Raw genomic sequence first — 16,389 nt, forward strand, 5'->3', positions numbered from 1 at the left:
AGCTTACACCTTCTCCTTCACATTTTTACCAAGAATACCTGCTGGTCTAACCAAGAGGATCAAAATCAAAATACCATAGACAACCGCATCACGGTAACTAGATAGACCAACTGTTATGGCCAATGTTTCCAAGAGACCGATGATAAATCCACCTAGAGCCGCACCTGGAATAATACCAATACCTCCCAAAACTGCTGCAACAAAGGCTTTGATACCAGGAGCCATCCCCATAAGCGGTTCAACCGAGTTATAGTAGAGACCAATGAGAACACCCGCTGCACCAGCCAAGGCCGATCCCAAAGCAAAGGTAAAACTGATGGTTGAATTGACGTTGATCCCCATCAATTGCGCTGCATCACTATCCACAGAAACTGCACGCATAGCTTTACCCATCTTTGTTTTTTGAACAATGAACTGGAGAGCGACCATGAGGAAAATCGATACACTTAGAATCGTCAACTGAACATTGGTAACTGAAATAGGGCCCAAATTATATTTTACAGTTTCAAGAGCCTGAGGGAAGGCACGAGTATTAGCACCAAAAAGATAAACCATGCCATACTCAAGGAAAAAAGATACCCCGATAGCCGTAATTAAGGCTGCAATTTTAGTCGAATTGCGAAGTGGACGATAGGCCAAAAACTCAATCAGTACACCCAGACAAGCCGTTAGAACCATGGTCAAGATTAGAGCAATAAAAAAATTAAGATGGAAGCTATTGATTAGATAGTAGCCAATAAAAGCACCCATCATATAGAGGTCTCCATGGGCAAAGTTAATCAACTTAATAATCCCGTAAACCATGGTATAGCCTAGGGCGATAAGAGCATAAACACTCCCCAAAATAAGACCATTCACCAATTGTTGGAGCATGTAGTCACCAAACTTTCTATAAGAATAATAATACTGGGGAGGTATCTGCCTCCCCAGATTCTTCAAATCTAATTATAAAACTTAGTCTGCCGTTACAACTTCAGCAGAAACTTCTTGACCCTTTTCCAGTTTCACCATGATGGCAGATTTCACTGGATTGTGGTTTTCATCAATGGAAATCTTACCCGTTACACCTTCAAAATCGGTTAATTTAGCTAGACTTTCTGTCAAATCTTTGGAAGTCTTAGCCTCTTTCCCTGCTTCTGCAATCATGTAGATAGAATCATAGGCAAGAGCAGCAAACATGTTTGGTTCTTGACCAAATTTTTTCTGATAAGCTGCCACGAAGTCTGTTGTTTTATCAGATAAAGCAACCTTACTAGAGTAGCCAGAAACATAATAGACATTATCTGCGTTTTTCTGACCAGCACCCTCGATAAACTTAGCATCTGAGAATCCATCTGGTCCAAGAATAGCTTGTTGAATACCCATTTCACGCGCTTGTTTGGTAATCAAACCAGCTTCTGTATAGTAGCCAAGAATGACAAAGGTATCAAAATCTTGTCCTTTCACTTTGGTCAAGGCAGCTTGGAAATCTTTATCTCCAGATTGATAAGCTTCTTCGATGATTTCACCCTTGTATGTATCTTTAAAGGCTTTATAGAGACCTTTACCATAATCGCTTGAAGCGTCATAATAGACAAAGGCTTTTTTTGATCCCATATTAGCATTGGCAAAGTTTGAAATAACCTTACCTTGGTAGCTATCCTGGAATGTGGCACGGAAGATATAGTCTTCTACTTTGCCATCTTTGACGGTTAAATCATCTTGGGTTGCTGCTGCCGTCAAAAGTGGTACACCGGCTTGGCTGGCTGCTGGTGTTGCAACCGCAGTACCACCAGATGTAGCTGGACCAAATAGAACGGCTACTTTCTCCTCAGACGCCAACTTTGTGGCAATGGAAGCAATCTCAGCATTGTCAGACTTGTTGTCTTTGGAAATAACTTCAATCTGCTTGCCACCGATACCGCCTGCTGCATTAATTTCTTCAACAGCTAGATCTGCACCATTTTTTTCTGCTTGACCATAAGCAGCAACATTTCCAGATAGTTCCAAATTGTAACCAATTTTGAAAGTATCTCCGATTTCATTGCCGCTTGCTGCCGAATTGCTTGTGGGAGCTGCACCACAAGCAGCCAATAAAATCATTGAGGCAAAACTAGCAAAAGCTAATCCAACTTTTTTCGATTTCATAATCTCTCCTTATAATGAACGAAAATCTTCTTTTATTAAGATACTGAATTATCAGAAAATTGTCAATAAAAACGCTAATTATTTCTAAAGTTTTACCTTATTATCTGTTTCACGCCAGAGGCTACCTACAAAGTCTTGATCAATTTCTTTTATATAAGAGGGAATCAACTTCTTCACAAAGCGTTCACTCTTGAGCTTGGTCATTAATTCTTGACTCTTTTCATGGTTAACATAGAGCAAAACATAGCGCATCTTCCGGGAGTGGTAGATCATATCTCCGTATTTATTAAGCTTTCGTGCATCACGGTTGTAATGAAGATAAATGGTTAGACAGAGACGTTCTTGTTTCTCAAACATAGTTATTCCCTTTCACTTTCGACTATTTCATCCTATCATTATAGCAGAAAAGGGACGATTATTAAAGAGGCTAAAAACACAATAATATCTGGAAAGGTCTCGCCTTCCCAGATATGTGATGATTGCTGAAAATTATTCTGGTTTAACTGCCTCGGCTGAAGCTTCTTTTCCATTTTCAAGTTTGACCATGATAGCTGACTTGACTGGGTTGTGGTTTTCATCAATAGAGATAGAACCTGTTACACCTTCGAAATCAGTCAATTTCGCAAGGTTTGCTGCAAGATCTTTCGATGTTTTCGCATCTTTAGCAGCGTCTGCCGCCATGTAAACTGCATCGTAAGCAAGGGCTGCGAACATGTTTGGTTCTTCACCGTACTTCTTAGTATAAGCAGCCACGAAAGCAGTTGCCTTATCAGAAAGCGCTACGCTAGTTGAATAACCGGATACATAGTAGACGTTCGTTGCATTTTTCTCACCCGCACCTTCGATAAATTTCGAATCCGCAAATCCATCAGGACCAAGAATCGGTTTGTCAATCCCCATTTCACGAGCTTGTTTTGTAATCAAACCAGCTTCTGTGTAGTAACCTGGAATAACAATGGCATCAAAGTCTTTGTCTTTCACTTTTGTCAATGCTGCTTGGAAATCTTTATCTCCTGATTGATAGGTTTCTTCGACAACAATTTCGCCTTTATACGCTTCTTTAAAGGCTTTGGCAATTCCTTTTGCATAGTCACTTGAGTTATCTGAGTAAAGAATCACTTTTTTAGCTGACAAAGTTTTACTTGCATAAGAAGCAAGAACCTGACCTTGGAAGCTATCTTGGAAAGTTGAACGGAAGATGAACTCTTCTACTTTTCCATCTTTTACGGTCAAATCATCCTGTGTACCAGATGGTGTAATCAATGGGACCCCTGCTTGTGTCACGCTTGGAGTAGCGGCTGCCACAGCACCTGATGTTGCAGGTCCGATGATTGCCATCACTTTTTCTTCTGTGCCAAGATTAGTTGAAACGGTCGCTGATTCAGAGTTATCAGATTTGTTATCCTTTGAGACAACTTCAATCTTCTTGCCATCAATGCCGCCTGTTGCGTTAATTTCTTCAACTGCAAGGTCAGCACCATTTTTTTCAGCCTGTCCGTATGCTGCTACTGCACCAGACAACTCCAAATTGTAACCAAATTTGATAGTATCTCCCACTTCATTACCTGCTGAAGAAGTGTTACCAGCTGGAGCTGCACCACAGGCTGCAAGTAGGGCAGCTGAGGCAAAGGTTGCGATTGCGAGAGCAAATTTTTTATTTTTCATGTGATCTCCTTTGATACTTAAAAATAATATATTCCTAATATACAGAATTGTCAGAAAATTGTCAACACTTAAAGCTCAATTTCTTTCATTTTTTTCACTTTTGCTATTATACAAGAGAATAATCCTATTTTTTCACCATCAAATTACCAGTTCGTTCCCTAAAAAGAAAGATAACTCATACTCAAAGAAAATAAAAAATAGATGAGGCAAAGCGGTGCAGGCGTACTTGGTGGAAGGAAAGGAGTCTTCACTCATCGAATGGTGATTCTCAAAGAATATCCTTGTGTTTTTTGAACAAACTGTTGCATACTGCTCTTGGTTAAAAACAAGTGTACCAAGCCTGGGAAAAGATTTTAGAAGAGCGAGTGATCCCTTTTTTCCTAGAAAATCCTTAAATCTAAGCATTTAAGTTCTGCTTCTTTTTTATCTTTTTTCGCAATCTATGTGACTCTTTTTTAATATATATTTTCCAATCATCATGGAAATTGAACAAGATAAGGCCAGGGTAATCAACAGAGCACCTAGCTGGATCCAGATGATAGGTGGCTGAAAGAAAATAAGACCGAAGCTGCCTAGAAAACCACCTATTCCATTCATCCCAAAGGAATCAACAACATCCGTGATGGGATAGACCCTTCTTATGTACTCTGTGAGGAGATAGGTTATGCAACTGGCAATTGCCGTTAGGAGGACCATTTTAAGAGGAGATAAATAACCAACTCCTGCCGTGCTAATCACCAGACCAACAATCATCCCATTTAACAAGGTAGCTGTCGATTCTTCTCTGTCCACCAAATAACTGGTCAAACTCCAAACTCCTCCCCCTATCACAATGACCAGTAAGGTATTGATGAGGACTTGACCGGCTTGATCGTTTAAGCTACCGACAGGGCCAGCATTAAACCCAAACCAGCCCAAGGTCACAAAAATCATGCCTAGGTAGAGCCAGTCGATTTCTATCTGATCGTGCAAATGAGGGCTATCTCCCAAGCAATAGGCAAAAACATAAGTGGATACACCTGCCGATAAATGGACCACCATTCCTCCCGAAAAATCCATTACCCCGTTTGCAAATAGAAAACCAGCAGGATTCCAGATGAGATAGGCAAGCGGACAGTAGACAAGTAAGACCCATACCATAACAGCAAGTAACAAGCGACTGGTTTTAACCCGATCAATAATCGACCCAATCAGCATAACCACTGCATAAAGGCAAAAACAAAGTTGAAAAAGAATGGACAGTGTTCTATCTAGGGATATATTTTTAATCGTTAAAATCATTTGAAATCTTCCTTCAAAAGCTAAAAAATAGCCACCTAAAAGCCATACTGCCATTGTGACCAAGAGGGCCAAAGTAAATTGGGAGATGATTTGTGGTCTTAATTCTTTTCTTAAGCTCCCAAAATAAAAACAGGCTACTCCAAAAATCATGAGCCACATCATGAAAATACAGATTAACAGAAACATACTAGTCCTCTCTTTACAAACAATTGATTATTTGTTACACTCATTTAATTAACTAGTTAAGTATATTACGCTAACTTAATCAACTTGTCAAGGAGTATTCTTATGAAACACTATAAAATTATTATCATTGGTGCTGGTGCCGCTGGAATCGGCTTTGGTGCAGCTTTAAAACGGTTTGAGCAGGAAGATTTTCTTATCATAGAAAAGGGAGAAATTGGGGATAGTTTTCTCAAATGGCCGAAAACAACTCACTTTATTACCCCATCCTTTACAAGCAATGGCTTTGGATTTCCTGATATCAATGCGGTTGTTCCAAATACTTCTCCTGCCTTCACTTTTGAGAAAGAACACCTATCTGGAGCTGAATATGCCCATTATCTAGCCTTGATTGCAAAAAACTATCAGCTTCCTATTCAGAAAAACACTACCGTTACTAGAATCGAAAAAAATTCTGATACCTATCTTATTCACACCAGTCAAAGAGAGTTTTCTTGCGATTACCTCATTATGGCCACAGGAGAATTTCAACACCCAAACACAAGAGGTATTGAGGGAGCTGAACTGGGAATGCATTATGGACAGATTGATTCCTTTGATGTTCAGTCACAGGATCCCTTTATAGTTATTGGTGGAAACGAAAGTGCCTGTGATGCTCTAACGCATCTTGCCTATATGGGAAATGAGGTCCATCTCTATACGGATACTTTTGGAAGAAGTGAAAGCGCCCCTGACCCAAGCATTTCACTGTCTCCTATTACCAAGGAACGGCTCCGCCATGTTCAAGAAAATCCTCAATACCATGTTCAGATTACAGAGGGAAAAATGGCCAAGAAAATCAGTAAACTAGATGATCAATACCAAGTAGAATTTTCAGATGGGAGCTGTGCTCAAAGCAAGCACAAACCCATTTTAGCGACCGGTTTTCTAAATACCAGCCATCTAATTGATGGCATTGCCTTATTGGACTATCAGTCAGACGGTATTCCAACTGTGTTGAACAATGATGAATCAAGCATTCAATCGAATTGTTTCTTAATTGGACCGAGTCTTCGCCAATCCAATACCATTTTCTGCTATATCTATAAATTCCGACAACGTTTTGTCCCAATAATTCTTGACATTGCAGCGCGTGAAGGCTGGGACTTAAATCCACAAGAAATTCAATTCTTTAAAGAGAACCAAATGTGTTTGGATAATCTGGATTGTTGCAGTGTTGAATGTGATTGTTAGACAGAATTTTTTGGCTTATACTCAAAACGCTTACCATACATATCCGGTAAGCTTTTTTTATTTCACTTTCATATCAAAAAAGAGCTCTTACGAACTCTTGTCATGTTTATTTTTTACTGGTCGGATCCATGATTTTATCGATAAAGCCATAAGCCAAAGTTTCTTCTGCAGTCATCCAATAATCACGCTCAGCATCTTTGTGAATTTGTTTAATCGTTTTACCAGAGTTGTCTGCTAGGATTTGTTCCAATTTTGTACGGGTTTTAAGCAAGTGCTCAGCTGCGATGGCCATATCGGTTTGTTGTGTGCCACCACCAGTACCACCCATCGGTTGGTGAATCATGTACTCCGCGTTTGGCAACATGAACCGTTTTCCTTTGGCACCGGACGAAGCAATGATGGTCCCCATGGAGGCTGCTGTTCCCATAACGATGGTTTGCACATCTGCTTTGATAAAGTTCATAGTGTCCACAATGGCCAATCCAGATGAAACGGAACCGCCTGGTGTGTTGACATAAAGATAGATATCCTTAGTTGGATCTTGGGCATCCAAGAAAAGCAATTGGGCAATAATTGAGTTGGCCATATTGTCTTCAACTGGACCTGTTAACATGATAATACGGTCTTTGAGGAGGCGAGAATAAATATCATAGGAGCGTTCGCCACGGCTGGTTTGTTCAATAACTACTGGAATCATAGTGTCTCCATTTCATTTGTTTTTCTACTGAATCTATTATAATTTTTTGGTCAAGAAAGGTCAAATAAAAAGTTCATATCAAAAAGGAAGAGGAAGCCTCGGCCCCTCTTCTCTCTTCTTATTTTGTACCGAACAGACGGTCACCGGCATCGCCCAAACCTGGAACAATATAGCCTTGTTCGTTGAGATAGTCATCCAAGGCAGCTGTATAAATATCGATATCTGGATGCGCTTCTTGTAGAGCTTTTACGCCTTCTGGTGCAGAAACAAGGGCTACAAATTTGATATTTGAGGCACCACGTTTTTTAAGAGAATCAATAGCCAAGATTGCTGAACCACCTGTCGCCAACATTGGGTCCACCACAAAAATATGGCGGCGGTCAATATCGTCTGGTAATTTCACCAAGTATTCGACTGGTTTCAAGGTCTCTTCATCACGGTACATACCGATATGTCCAACTTTTGCAGATGGCACCAAACTTAAGAGTCCGTCTACCAAGCCAATACCTGCACGAAGGATGGGAACAATAGCCAATTTTTTACCAGCAATTTGTTTTTGAACTGTCTTGGTAATCGGTGTTTCAATTTCAACATCTTCTAATGGCAAATCACGCAAGACTTCATAGCCCATCAGAAGGGCGATTTCATCCACCAATTCACGAAAGTCTTTTGTTGATGTGTCTTTACGACGCAAAATAGACAATTTGTGTTGGATGAGTGGATGCGAAATAACTTGGAATTTTCCCATGGTAAAACCTCTCTTATTTTGTTTTTTCTATTTTACCAGATTTATAGAAAAAATGCTTGTGAAAATACTGAATTATTCGTTTTTTACTTGAGGTCTTAGTCTATATTTTTGATAACTCTTGCTGGATTTCCGGCAATAACAACATTATTACCAAAGGACTTGGTCACAACAGAGCCTGCTCCAACGACCACATTATCTCCCAATGTCACTCCAGCTAAAATCATAGCCCCTCCGCCAATCCAAACATTGTCGCCAATGGTGATGGGAGCCCCATATTCTGGTCCTGCTATTCGCTCCTGAGCATTGAGGGGATGGAGAGCTGTATAGAATTGAACATTTGGGCCCAACATGGCATTATCTCCAATGGTAACTGGGCAGGTATCCAAAACTGTCCAATTAAAGTTGGCAAAGAAATGATCTCCAACAAATATGTTGCAACCATAGTCCAGTGTTACGGGTGTTTCTACGTATATCTTATCACCTGTTTTCCCAAGCCATTCTTTCATGATTTGGGTGCGTTTGCTACTATCTAGTTCTTGGTTAACCTGCTGACGATAGACACGAGCTTGGTGACGAAGTGCCGACAATTCTGCATCTGATGCATCATACATTTGACCAGCTAACATTTTTTCTTTTTCTGACATATCATTCCTCCTACTTCTTTCATTATAACAAAAAGGAATCGCTTTCGCGATTCTCTACTTGTTTATTTTCCAAACACAGTTACAATACGTTGGCAAGCTTCTTGGACAGTGGCAAGTGGGGTCGCTGTATTAAAGCGGGCATGGTATCTGCCTTCACTTCCGAAAGTAAGCCCGTCATTGAGAACAATCTTAGCTTCCTTAATGAGTTTTTCCTGAATTTGTTCATTGGTCAAATCATAAGCAGAAAAATCCAACCAAACCAGATAAGTCCCTTGTGGTTTCATGACTCGAATCTTGCTATTTTTAGTCAAGAAGGCTACAGTATAGTTGATGTTTTCTTCCAAGACGGATTTTAATTCTTTCAGCCAGTTTTCTCCTTGTCTCAGAGCCACTTCTGTCGAGATGAGTCCAACTGTCGAAATCTCATGCTGATTGTTGGCCAATTGTTGCTTGGTAAAGGCTTTTCGAATCGCTGGATTTTCTATCAGAACGAAGCTATTTTTTGTACCTGCAATGTTAAAGGTTTTAGTAGCTGAAGATAAAATAATGGAAAACTCCCTAAAATCAGGTGATACCGTGTTAAAACTGTGGTGTTGATGGCCAAAGAGGACTAGATCCTGATGGATTTCATCTGAAATCACAATGACCTTGTGTTTTTTACAGAGTTGACCAATTTTTAGCAATTCATCCTTGGTCCAAACACGGCCGCCTGGATTGTGGGGATTGCACAAAACGTAGACTTTGACGTCATTGTCTACAATATCCCTTTCCAACTGTTCAAAATCAATGACAAAGAGACCATCCTTTTCCTGTAAGGAATTGCTGATTAGATGACGCTGATTCAGGCGGACTGTACGAGCAAAAGGTGGGTAGACCGGGGTATTGATGAGGACCGCATCTTCTTTTTGGGTTAGAGCCTGAATGGCAACGGAAATAGCTGGTACAACCCCCTCGATTAGGATGATGTTTTCTTTTTTTATAGCGTAGCCATGCTGATTTTTTTCCCAATCAACAATGGATTGATAGAGACTGTCGCCAACCATGGAATAGCCATAAACATGATGCTGAGCATAAGCTGTCAGGGCTTCTTTAACGTGAGGTAACGGTAGGAAGTCCATATCAGCCACCCACATTTGTAGGAGGTCTGGATCATTTTCACTCTTATGCCATTTCACACTGTCTTGGCCCAAGCGATTGGGACGAGTCGTAAAATCATAGTTTGTCATTTTAGACCTCCAAAGCTTGCTTCAAATCAGCAATCAAATCTGTCACATCTTCTATACCGATAGAGATGCGCAACAAATCATCCGTTAAACCATAAGATTGGCGAACTTCAGCCGGGATATCCAAATGGGTCTGGGTAGACGGATAGGTAATCAGTGACTCGACGCCACCCAGACTTTCTGCAAAAGTGAAGATTTGCAACTGATTGATAATGCTTGGTATGGTGCTCTCATCTGCTACCTTAAAGGAAATCATTCCCCCTTTGCCCGTGTAGAGAACCTCTTTAATAGCGGGATGGTCCTTGAGAAAGTCTACAATTTGCTGAGCATTCTGAGTGGATCTCTCCATCCGAAGAGACAAGGTTTTGAGACCACGCATGAGGAGATAACAATCCAAGGGAGACAGCGTTGGGCCGGTCGTATTTTGGTCATAGAAGAGCTTGTTGTAGATCGTATGATCGCTCGTCACAAGGACACCAGCTAAGACATCATTGTGGCCAGATAGGTACTTGGTAGCCGAATGCAGGACAATATCCGCTCCCAGTGCAATTGGATTTTGATAGATAGGGCTATAGAAGGTATTATCAACAATAACTTTGGCCCCATGCGCCTTGGCTTTTTGAGCAATTTGGGCAATATCAAATTCTACCATGAGAGGATTGGTAGGAGTCTCAATGAAGACATAGTCCGTTTCTTCCGTAATAGCCGCTAACATATCTTCTTGATTGTTGGTATAGGTAAAGAAATAGCGTCCCTTGCTCTCTTGCTCGTTAAACCAACGGAAAGACCCACCATAAAGATCACGCGCCGCGACAATCTTTGATTGCTCTGGAAAACTATTAAAGAGTAAGACCAGAGCCGCCATACCTGATGAGGTTACTAGGGCATAATCAGCCTTTTCAATCTGAGCCAGGGTTTTTTCAAGGGTCAGTCGAGTTGGATTTTTAGTCCGCGTATAATCAAAGCCTGTTGACTGACCGAACTCTGGGTGTTGGTAGGTCGTCGAAAGGTAGATGGGTGCAATGAGAGCACCTGTTTTTTCATCTGAATTGATGCCAGTATGGGCTAAAATCGTATCTAATTTATAGTCTGTCATTGAGAACCTCCTGGATATTTCTTCTATTTTATCACTTCTTTCTAAGCATCTTTGTTCATTTTCCTATATAATTTTCAAAAGTGGGACTTAGTTTAAAACTATCAGTCCACGAAAAAAGACTACTTTTGCTTGTCAATCTTCTTCAATCGGTTTACAATAGATTCATGATTAAAATGGAAACCGTATTAACAATTTTAAAAGAAGATCAAAACTTGCAGCAAGCAACTGACCCAGCAGATTTAAAGAATCTCGTTTTTGACCAAATCACCTATGATAGTCGAGAAGTATCTGCAACTAGTCTCTTTTTTGCCAAGGGTCTATCCTTCAAGAAAGAATTTTTAGAGAAAGCTATAAACACTGGCCTTAAGACCTATATCAGCCAAGTGGATTACAAGGTTGGCATTCCAGTTATTCTGGTCAAGGATATTAAGCAGGCCATGTCCCTCATTGCGATGGAATTTTATGGTCATCCGGAAGAGAAATTGAAATTACTGGCATTTACAGGAACCAAGGGTAAGACTACTGCTGCTTATTTTGCCTACCATATCCTAAAAGAGAATCACAAACCTGCCATGTTATCCACTATGAATACAACCCTTGATGGCACACACTTCTTTAAATCAACCCTAACCACACCCGAAAGTTTGGACCTCTTCAGCATGATGGCTCAAGCTGTGAAAAATGGTATGACCCATCTGATTATGGAAGTGTCTAGTCAAGCCTACTTGGTTAAACGGGTCTACGGTTTAAGCTTTGATGTCGGTGTCTTTCTCAATATTAGTCCTGACCATATTGGTCCGATTGAACACCCAAATTTTGAAGACTACTTCTACCACAAACGCCTGCTTATGGACAATTCCCGAGCTGTCATTGTCAATGCAGGTATGGACCACTTTGACACGGTAGCTAAGCAAGTAGCCGATAAAGACCATGATTTTTATGGTAAAAACTCAGACAACCAGATTGTGGACAGTCAGGCCTTTGATTTTACCGCTTCTGGGAAAATAGCTGGGCAGTATGATCTACAACTAATCGGCCACTTCAATCAAGAAAATGCCCTTGCAGCCGGTTTGGCTTGTCTGCGTTTGGGGGCGAGTTTGACGGATATCCATGCTGGTATTGCCAAGACTTCGGTTCCCGGTCGTATGGAAGTGCTGACGCAAAGAAATGGGGCCAAGGTTTTCGTGGACTATGCCCACAATGGGGACAGTTTAGAAAAACTTCTATCCGTGGTAGCTGAGCACCAGACTGGCCTCAATATCCTCATCTTAGGTTCTACAGGTAATAAGGCAGAAAGTCGCAGAGCTGACTTTGGTCGACTGATTCAGAATCGTCCTGAGTTACACGTCATCTTAACGGCAGATGATCCAAATAGAGAAGATCCTCAAAAGATTGCTCAAGAAATTGCCTCCTATGTGGACCGTCCTCTGGAGATTATCGTGGACCGAGAAGAGGCCATCAAGAAAGCACTAACGATGACCAGTGGTCCTACTGATGCTGTGATTATTGCTGGTAAAGGGGCAGATGCCTACCAAATCGTCAATGACGAAAAGCTTGCCTATGCCGGGGATCTACCCATCGCATCCCTTTATTTATAAAACCAGATCGATTCTGGTTTTTAATTTTTGTCAAATTGTCAGAAAACTCTTGTTTTATTAGAGAATTTTGGTATACTATTGTTAAGATTTACACAAAGGAGGTAGAGTGTGTCGTCCATTCATGCTAAGGATATCCAAGTTGCTTATGATGAACAGTTGATTATTGACAGGTTATCTGCGGAGATTCCTAGGGGTAAAATAACGACCATCATCGGTGCTAATGGTTGTGGCAAATCTACCTTGCTCAAAGCCTTGACCCGTATTTTACCTCTTCAAGATGGGACGGTTTACCTAGACGGCCAATCCATCGCTCACTTGCCAACTAAAGAAGTAGCTAGAAAAATAGCTCTCCTACCACAAGTTTTAGAAGCGACACAAGGAATTTCTGTCTATGAATTGGTCTCTTATGGTCGCTTTCCCCATCAAAATGGTCTAGGTTACTTAAGTGATCAAGACCGTGAAAAAATCAACTGGGCTCTTGAAGTGACCCAAACCACTGCTTATGCCCGTATGCCAGTAGATGATTTATCTGGTGGTCAGAGACAGAGGGTTTGGATTGCCATGGCCCTAGCTCAAGATACGGATACTATTTTCCTAGACGAGCCAACCACTTATCTGGACCTCAATCACCAACTGGAAGTTTTGGAACTGCTGAAAAACTTAAATGAGACACGAGAGAAGACCATTGTCATGGTCCTACACGATCTCAACTTATCTGCCCGCTTCTCCGACCACATGATTGCCATGAAAGATGGGCAAATCAAGCATCATGGCACTGTAATGGACATCATGACCAGTTCAATCCTCAAAGAAATTTTTGCTATTGAGGTTCATCTAATCCAGGCACCTGGCCAAGATTATCCTATTTTGTTAACGTACGATTTATTAAAATAAGGAGTTTTTTATGAAAAAAATATTGTCATTTCTCAGTCTACTTTTTGCTACAAGTTTCCTAGTGGCCTGCTCTTCATCCAATCAACCAGCAACTACTGCTGAGCTTTCGAGCATGCCCAAAATTGAAGGGATTACCTACTATGGTGATATTCCCAAAAATCCTCAAAAAATTGTCAACTTTGCATATTCCTATACCGGTTATCTTTTAGAACTTGGTTTACAGCCAGCTTCTTATAGTTTGGATTTGGAGAAAGACAGTCCTGCTTTCGGAGATCAACTCAAGGATGCTCTTCAACTGGCCAGCTCTGATACCGAAGCCATTGCAGCTCAAAAACCTGATTTGATTTTGGTTTTCGCTGGCGATGACAATCTGGAAACCTTGAAAGAGATTGCTCCTGTGATTGAAATTACCTATGGCAAGAGCGATTATTTGCAAATGCTAACTGATTTGGGACACATTTTTGGCAAGGAAAAAGAAGCCCAAGCTTGGTTAGATAAGTGGGATGACAAGGTTACAGACGCTAAAAAAGAGCTTAAAGGCTTGATTGATGAGAAAACAACTTTCACTGTTATGGATTTCTTTGATAAAAACATCTATCTCTATGGTAATAATTTCGGCCGTGGTGGTGAGTTGATTTACAAGTCTCTTGGCTTTGCGGCTCCAGCTAAGGTGCAAGAAGATATCATTCATAAAGATGGTTGGTTTGGTGTTTCACAAGAAGCTCTACCAGAATATATCGGTGACTATGTTCTTGTCAATGTTAATGATAAGACCAATCAAGCGGCGGGCTCTCTTAAGGAAAGCGACATTTGGAAAAATCTTCCAGCTGTTCAAACAGGACATGTTATTCAAGTAGACTATAACCTTTTCTACTTCTCAGATCCTCTGTCATTGGAGCAGCAGATTGATGCCTTTGTGAACCTGATCAAAGAAGCCAACTAAAAAGGAATAATACCATGCAGCAAGAAGAAACATTTCTTCATCATTCAAATAAGCCAAAGAATATTTGGCTTGTTTTTTTCATCATCAGTTTTCTCTTTTTGACAGGTTGCTATAGTGGGCTACGTTTTGGAGCCATCTCCTATAGTCATGGGCAACTAATGGAGGTTATTGGTCAACCATTTCATGATTCTGCTGTACAAGATGTCATCATTGATTTGCGTTTGCCACGTATGCTAGCAGCCATCTTAGTGGGGGCAGCGATGGCTCAGGCCGGTGCTATCATGCAAGGAGTGACACGCAATGCTATTGCAGACCCCGGTTTGTTGGGGATCAATGCTGGGGCTGGCTTGGCCTTAATATTGGCCTATGCCATCTTTGGTAGTCTCCATTATGTGCAGATATTACTGATTTGTTTACTGGGGTCTAGTTTGTCTGCTTTATTGGTTTTCGGTCTTTCTTATCAAGCTGGAAAAGGTTACAATCAACTTCGTTTGATTTTATCCGGTGCCATGGTAGCTCTTCTTTTTTCAGCTATTGGCCAAGCTATTACCATCTATTTTGATCTATTGACAACTGTCATTGGCTGGCAGGCGGGGGGACTCGTTCAGATCAACTGGAAGATGCTCTCCATTATTGCTCCATTTATTATCATTGGACTGATCTTGGCTCAACTTTTTTCCCATCAATTGACCATTCTTAGTCTCAATGAAGCCATCGCCAAAAACTTAGGGCAACGAACCTTCTTGATGACCTTACTTCTTCTTGGAATTGTCTTGACATTGTCTGCAGCTGCTGTCGCTTTAGTGGGCTCCTTATCTTTTATCGGTTTGATTATTCCGCACTTTATCGGTCTGTTTACTGGAAAAAATTACCGGCTTCATCTACCGTTGACTGCTTTTGCTGGGGCTTGCTTTTTACTCTGGGTAGACATCCTGAGCAGAACCATTCATCCACCGGTAGAAACTCCTATTTCTGCCATCATCTCCATCCTTGGTTTGCCCTGCTTCCTATGGCTCATTCGAAAGGAGGAGCACTTATGAAACATCAAAAAAAGCTAAACAGAAGTCTTTTTCTCCTTACTCTACTTGTCCTCCTGATTTTTTTTCTCTCCCTCTGCATCGGCTATGCCAATTCATCCTTTTCAGATGTTCTAGATGTGCTAATGGGACGAGCGAACAACTCAACACTTCTGATTATCAGTCGTATTCGTCTACCAAGGATTTTAGCTTCTCTTATCGGAGGGGCTTCTCTGGCTCTAGCTGGACTGCTCCTTCAGACTTTAACTCGCAATCCATTGGCTGATTCGGGGATCCTGGGAATCAATACAGGGGCCGGCTTGGTTGTGGCTATCACAGTAGGACTTTCCTCTCGTATCCATCCCGCTTTTCTTACACTGATGCCTGTCTTTGCCATGCTGGGTGGCGGAACGACCATTTTATTGGTTTATTTCATATCAAGGAAAAAGCATTATGGGATTCATCCTACTCGACTTATTATCACAGGTGTAGGGATATCCGGCATGTTATCAGGGGTCATGGTCAGTATCATCAGTCGTTTGGACGATTTCAAGATGGAGTATATCGTTCAATGGCTAAGTGGAAAGGTTAACGGTGGAGATTGGGCTACTTTAGCTACCTACACTCCACCACTCCTCCTGGTCTGGTGCTTGACTTATAGCCGCAGTCGCTCACTCAATATTATGAATCTAAATGACCAGACAGCCATGGCTCTGGGTCTCAACTTGCAAAAGGAGCGCTTACTAACTCTCTTTTTAGCGACAGCCTTAGCGGCTCTCAGTGTCGTCTTAGTCGGAAATATTACCTTTGTCGGCCTTATTGCTGGCCATATCGTCCGTCATTGGTTAGGCAACGACCACCGTATCATCATTCCGGCTAGCATGTTGGTCGGTACGATTATTTTGCTTTCTGCGGATACGATCGGTCGCGTTCTCTTAGTCGGAACTGGTATTCCAACTGGAATCATTGTCTCTCTGATTGGCGCACCTTACTTCCTCTATCTTTTGAAACATAGCAATATCTAACAAAAAAGTCGAGTAA

Annotated in this window: 16 protein-coding genes; 6 read left to right on the forward strand and 10 right to left on the reverse strand. The window is 41.2% G+C overall.

Annotated elements, in window-relative coordinates; translation table 11 throughout:
* Positions 1-3: 3 nt before the first annotated feature.
* The 5 genes from BN1356_RS05350 to BN1356_RS05375 form a co-directional block, all read right to left on the reverse strand.
* Positions 4-873 (reverse strand): branched-chain amino acid ABC transporter permease, encoded by an 870-nt coding sequence (locus tag BN1356_RS05350; RefSeq protein ID WP_093650367.1) that lies wholly within the window; start codon positions 871-873, stop codon positions 4-6.
* Between the two features lie 81 nt (positions 874-954).
* Positions 955-2,127, reverse strand: a complete 1,173-nt coding sequence (locus tag BN1356_RS05355) for an ABC transporter substrate-binding protein (RefSeq protein ID WP_093650368.1) — start codon at positions 2,125-2,127, stop codon at positions 955-957.
* A gap of 84 nt (positions 2,128-2,211) precedes the next feature.
* Positions 2,212-2,484 carry a YlbG family protein gene (locus BN1356_RS05360; RefSeq protein ID WP_093650369.1) on the reverse strand — a complete coding sequence of 91 codons (273 nt, stop codon included), beginning with the start codon at positions 2,482-2,484 and terminating at the stop codon, positions 2,212-2,214.
* A 132-nt stretch (positions 2,485-2,616) separates the two neighbouring features.
* Positions 2,617-3,792, reverse strand: coding sequence for an ABC transporter substrate-binding protein (locus BN1356_RS05365; RefSeq protein ID WP_093650370.1), 1,176 nt, complete (start codon positions 3,790-3,792; stop codon positions 2,617-2,619).
* A 423-nt stretch (positions 3,793-4,215) separates the two neighbouring features.
* Positions 4,216-5,259, reverse strand: coding sequence for an ammonium transporter (locus BN1356_RS05375; protein WP_093650372.1), 1,044 nt, complete (start codon positions 5,257-5,259; stop codon positions 4,216-4,218).
* A gap of 102 nt (positions 5,260-5,361) precedes the next feature.
* Here BN1356_RS05375 and BN1356_RS05380 point away from each other — a divergent pair, with 102 nt between their 5' ends.
* Positions 5,362-6,489 carry an NAD(P)/FAD-dependent oxidoreductase gene (locus BN1356_RS05380; RefSeq protein WP_093650373.1) on the forward strand — a complete coding sequence of 376 codons (1,128 nt, stop codon included), beginning with the start codon at positions 5,362-5,364 and terminating at the stop codon, positions 6,487-6,489.
* Positions 6,490-6,595: 106 nt separating this feature from the next.
* Here the strand turns inward: BN1356_RS05380 and BN1356_RS05385 are convergent, their stop codons facing one another.
* From BN1356_RS05385 to BN1356_RS05405, 5 genes are all read right to left on the reverse strand, one after another.
* Entirely contained in the window at positions 6,596-7,186 is a 591-nt protein-coding gene (locus BN1356_RS05385) for an ATP-dependent Clp protease proteolytic subunit (RefSeq protein ID WP_093650374.1), read from the reverse strand.
* A gap of 118 nt (positions 7,187-7,304) precedes the next feature.
* Positions 7,305-7,934, reverse strand: coding sequence for a uracil phosphoribosyltransferase (upp, locus tag BN1356_RS05390; protein ID WP_093650375.1), 630 nt, complete (start codon positions 7,932-7,934; stop codon positions 7,305-7,307).
* A 95-nt stretch (positions 7,935-8,029) separates the two neighbouring features.
* Positions 8,030-8,578 (reverse strand): sugar O-acetyltransferase, encoded by a 549-nt coding sequence (locus BN1356_RS05395; protein ID WP_093650376.1) that lies wholly within the window; start codon positions 8,576-8,578, stop codon positions 8,030-8,032.
* A 62-nt stretch (positions 8,579-8,640) separates the two neighbouring features.
* Entirely contained in the window at positions 8,641-9,804 is a 1,164-nt protein-coding gene (locus BN1356_RS05400; RefSeq protein ID WP_093650377.1) for a MalY/PatB family protein, read from the reverse strand.
* 1 nt (position 9,805) lies between these two features.
* Positions 9,806-10,897: a cystathionine gamma-synthase gene (locus tag BN1356_RS05405; RefSeq protein ID WP_093650378.1), complete on the reverse strand. Its 1,092-nt coding sequence runs from the start codon at positions 10,895-10,897 to the stop codon at positions 9,806-9,808.
* 164 nt (positions 10,898-11,061) lie between these two features.
* Between BN1356_RS05405 and BN1356_RS05410 the strand changes: the two genes are divergently transcribed.
* From BN1356_RS05410 to BN1356_RS05430, 5 genes are all read left to right on the forward strand, one after another.
* Positions 11,062-12,495, forward strand: a complete 1,434-nt coding sequence (locus BN1356_RS05410; RefSeq protein ID WP_093650520.1) for a UDP-N-acetylmuramoyl-L-alanyl-D-glutamate--L-lysine ligase — start codon at positions 11,062-11,064, stop codon at positions 12,493-12,495.
* A 108-nt stretch (positions 12,496-12,603) separates the two neighbouring features.
* Positions 12,604-13,389, forward strand: coding sequence for an ABC transporter ATP-binding protein (locus BN1356_RS05415; protein WP_093650379.1), 786 nt, complete (start codon positions 12,604-12,606; stop codon positions 13,387-13,389).
* A gap of 10 nt (positions 13,390-13,399) precedes the next feature.
* A complete protein-coding gene (locus BN1356_RS05420) occupies positions 13,400-14,332 on the forward strand; it encodes an ABC transporter substrate-binding protein (RefSeq protein ID WP_093650380.1) in 933 nt (310 codons plus the stop codon).
* 14 nt (positions 14,333-14,346) lie between these two features.
* On the forward strand, positions 14,347-15,372 hold the full coding sequence (locus BN1356_RS05425) for a FecCD family ABC transporter permease (protein WP_093650381.1): 1,026 nt from the start codon (positions 14,347-14,349) through the stop codon (positions 15,370-15,372).
* Positions 15,369-16,373: a FecCD family ABC transporter permease gene (locus tag BN1356_RS05430; RefSeq protein WP_093650382.1), complete on the forward strand. Its 1,005-nt coding sequence runs from the start codon at positions 15,369-15,371 to the stop codon at positions 16,371-16,373. Before BN1356_RS05425 ends, BN1356_RS05430 begins: the two co-directional genes overlap by 4 nt.
* The last annotated feature ends 16 nt before the right edge of the window (positions 16,374-16,389 follow it).

Source organism: Streptococcus varani (genome assembly GCF_001375655.1).
In the GTDB taxonomy this organism is placed as follows: Bacteria; Bacillota; Bacilli; order Lactobacillales; family Streptococcaceae; genus Streptococcus; species Streptococcus varani.

Coding starts and splice junctions, on each gene's coding strand:
- BN1356_RS05350 (WP_093650367.1), bottom strand. CDS start 873: ATGCTCCAACAATTGGTGAATGGTCTTATTTTGGGGAGTGTTTATGCT.
- BN1356_RS05355 (WP_093650368.1), bottom strand. CDS start 2,127: ATGAAATCGAAAAAAGTTGGATTAGCTTTTGCTAGTTTTGCCTCAATG.
- BN1356_RS05360 (WP_093650369.1), bottom strand. CDS start 2,484: ATGTTTGAGAAACAAGAACGTCTCTGTCTAACCATTTATCTTCATTAC.
- BN1356_RS05365 (WP_093650370.1), bottom strand. CDS start 3,792: ATGAAAAATAAAAAATTTGCTCTCGCAATCGCAACCTTTGCCTCAGCT.
- BN1356_RS05375 (WP_093650372.1), bottom strand. CDS start 5,259: ATGTTTCTGTTAATCTGTATTTTCATGATGTGGCTCATGATTTTTGGA.
- BN1356_RS05380 (WP_093650373.1), top strand. CDS start 5,362: ATGAAACACTATAAAATTATTATCATTGGTGCTGGTGCCGCTGGAATC.
- BN1356_RS05385 (WP_093650374.1), bottom strand. CDS start 7,186: ATGATTCCAGTAGTTATTGAACAAACCAGCCGTGGCGAACGCTCCTAT.
- upp (WP_093650375.1), bottom strand. CDS start 7,934: ATGGGAAAATTCCAAGTTATTTCGCATCCACTCATCCAACACAAATTG.
- BN1356_RS05395 (WP_093650376.1), bottom strand. CDS start 8,578: ATGTCAGAAAAAGAAAAAATGTTAGCTGGTCAAATGTATGATGCATCA.
- BN1356_RS05400 (WP_093650377.1), bottom strand. CDS start 9,804: ATGACAAACTATGATTTTACGACTCGTCCCAATCGCTTGGGCCAAGAC.
- BN1356_RS05405 (WP_093650378.1), bottom strand. CDS start 10,897: ATGACAGACTATAAATTAGATACGATTTTAGCCCATACTGGCATCAAT.
- BN1356_RS05410 (WP_093650520.1), top strand. CDS start 11,062: ATGATTAAAATGGAAACCGTATTAACAATTTTAAAAGAAGATCAAAAC.
- BN1356_RS05420 (WP_093650380.1), top strand. CDS start 13,400: ATGAAAAAAATATTGTCATTTCTCAGTCTACTTTTTGCTACAAGTTTC.
- BN1356_RS05425 (WP_093650381.1), top strand. CDS start 14,347: ATGCAGCAAGAAGAAACATTTCTTCATCATTCAAATAAGCCAAAGAAT.
- BN1356_RS05430 (WP_093650382.1), top strand. CDS start 15,369: ATGAAACATCAAAAAAAGCTAAACAGAAGTCTTTTTCTCCTTACTCTA.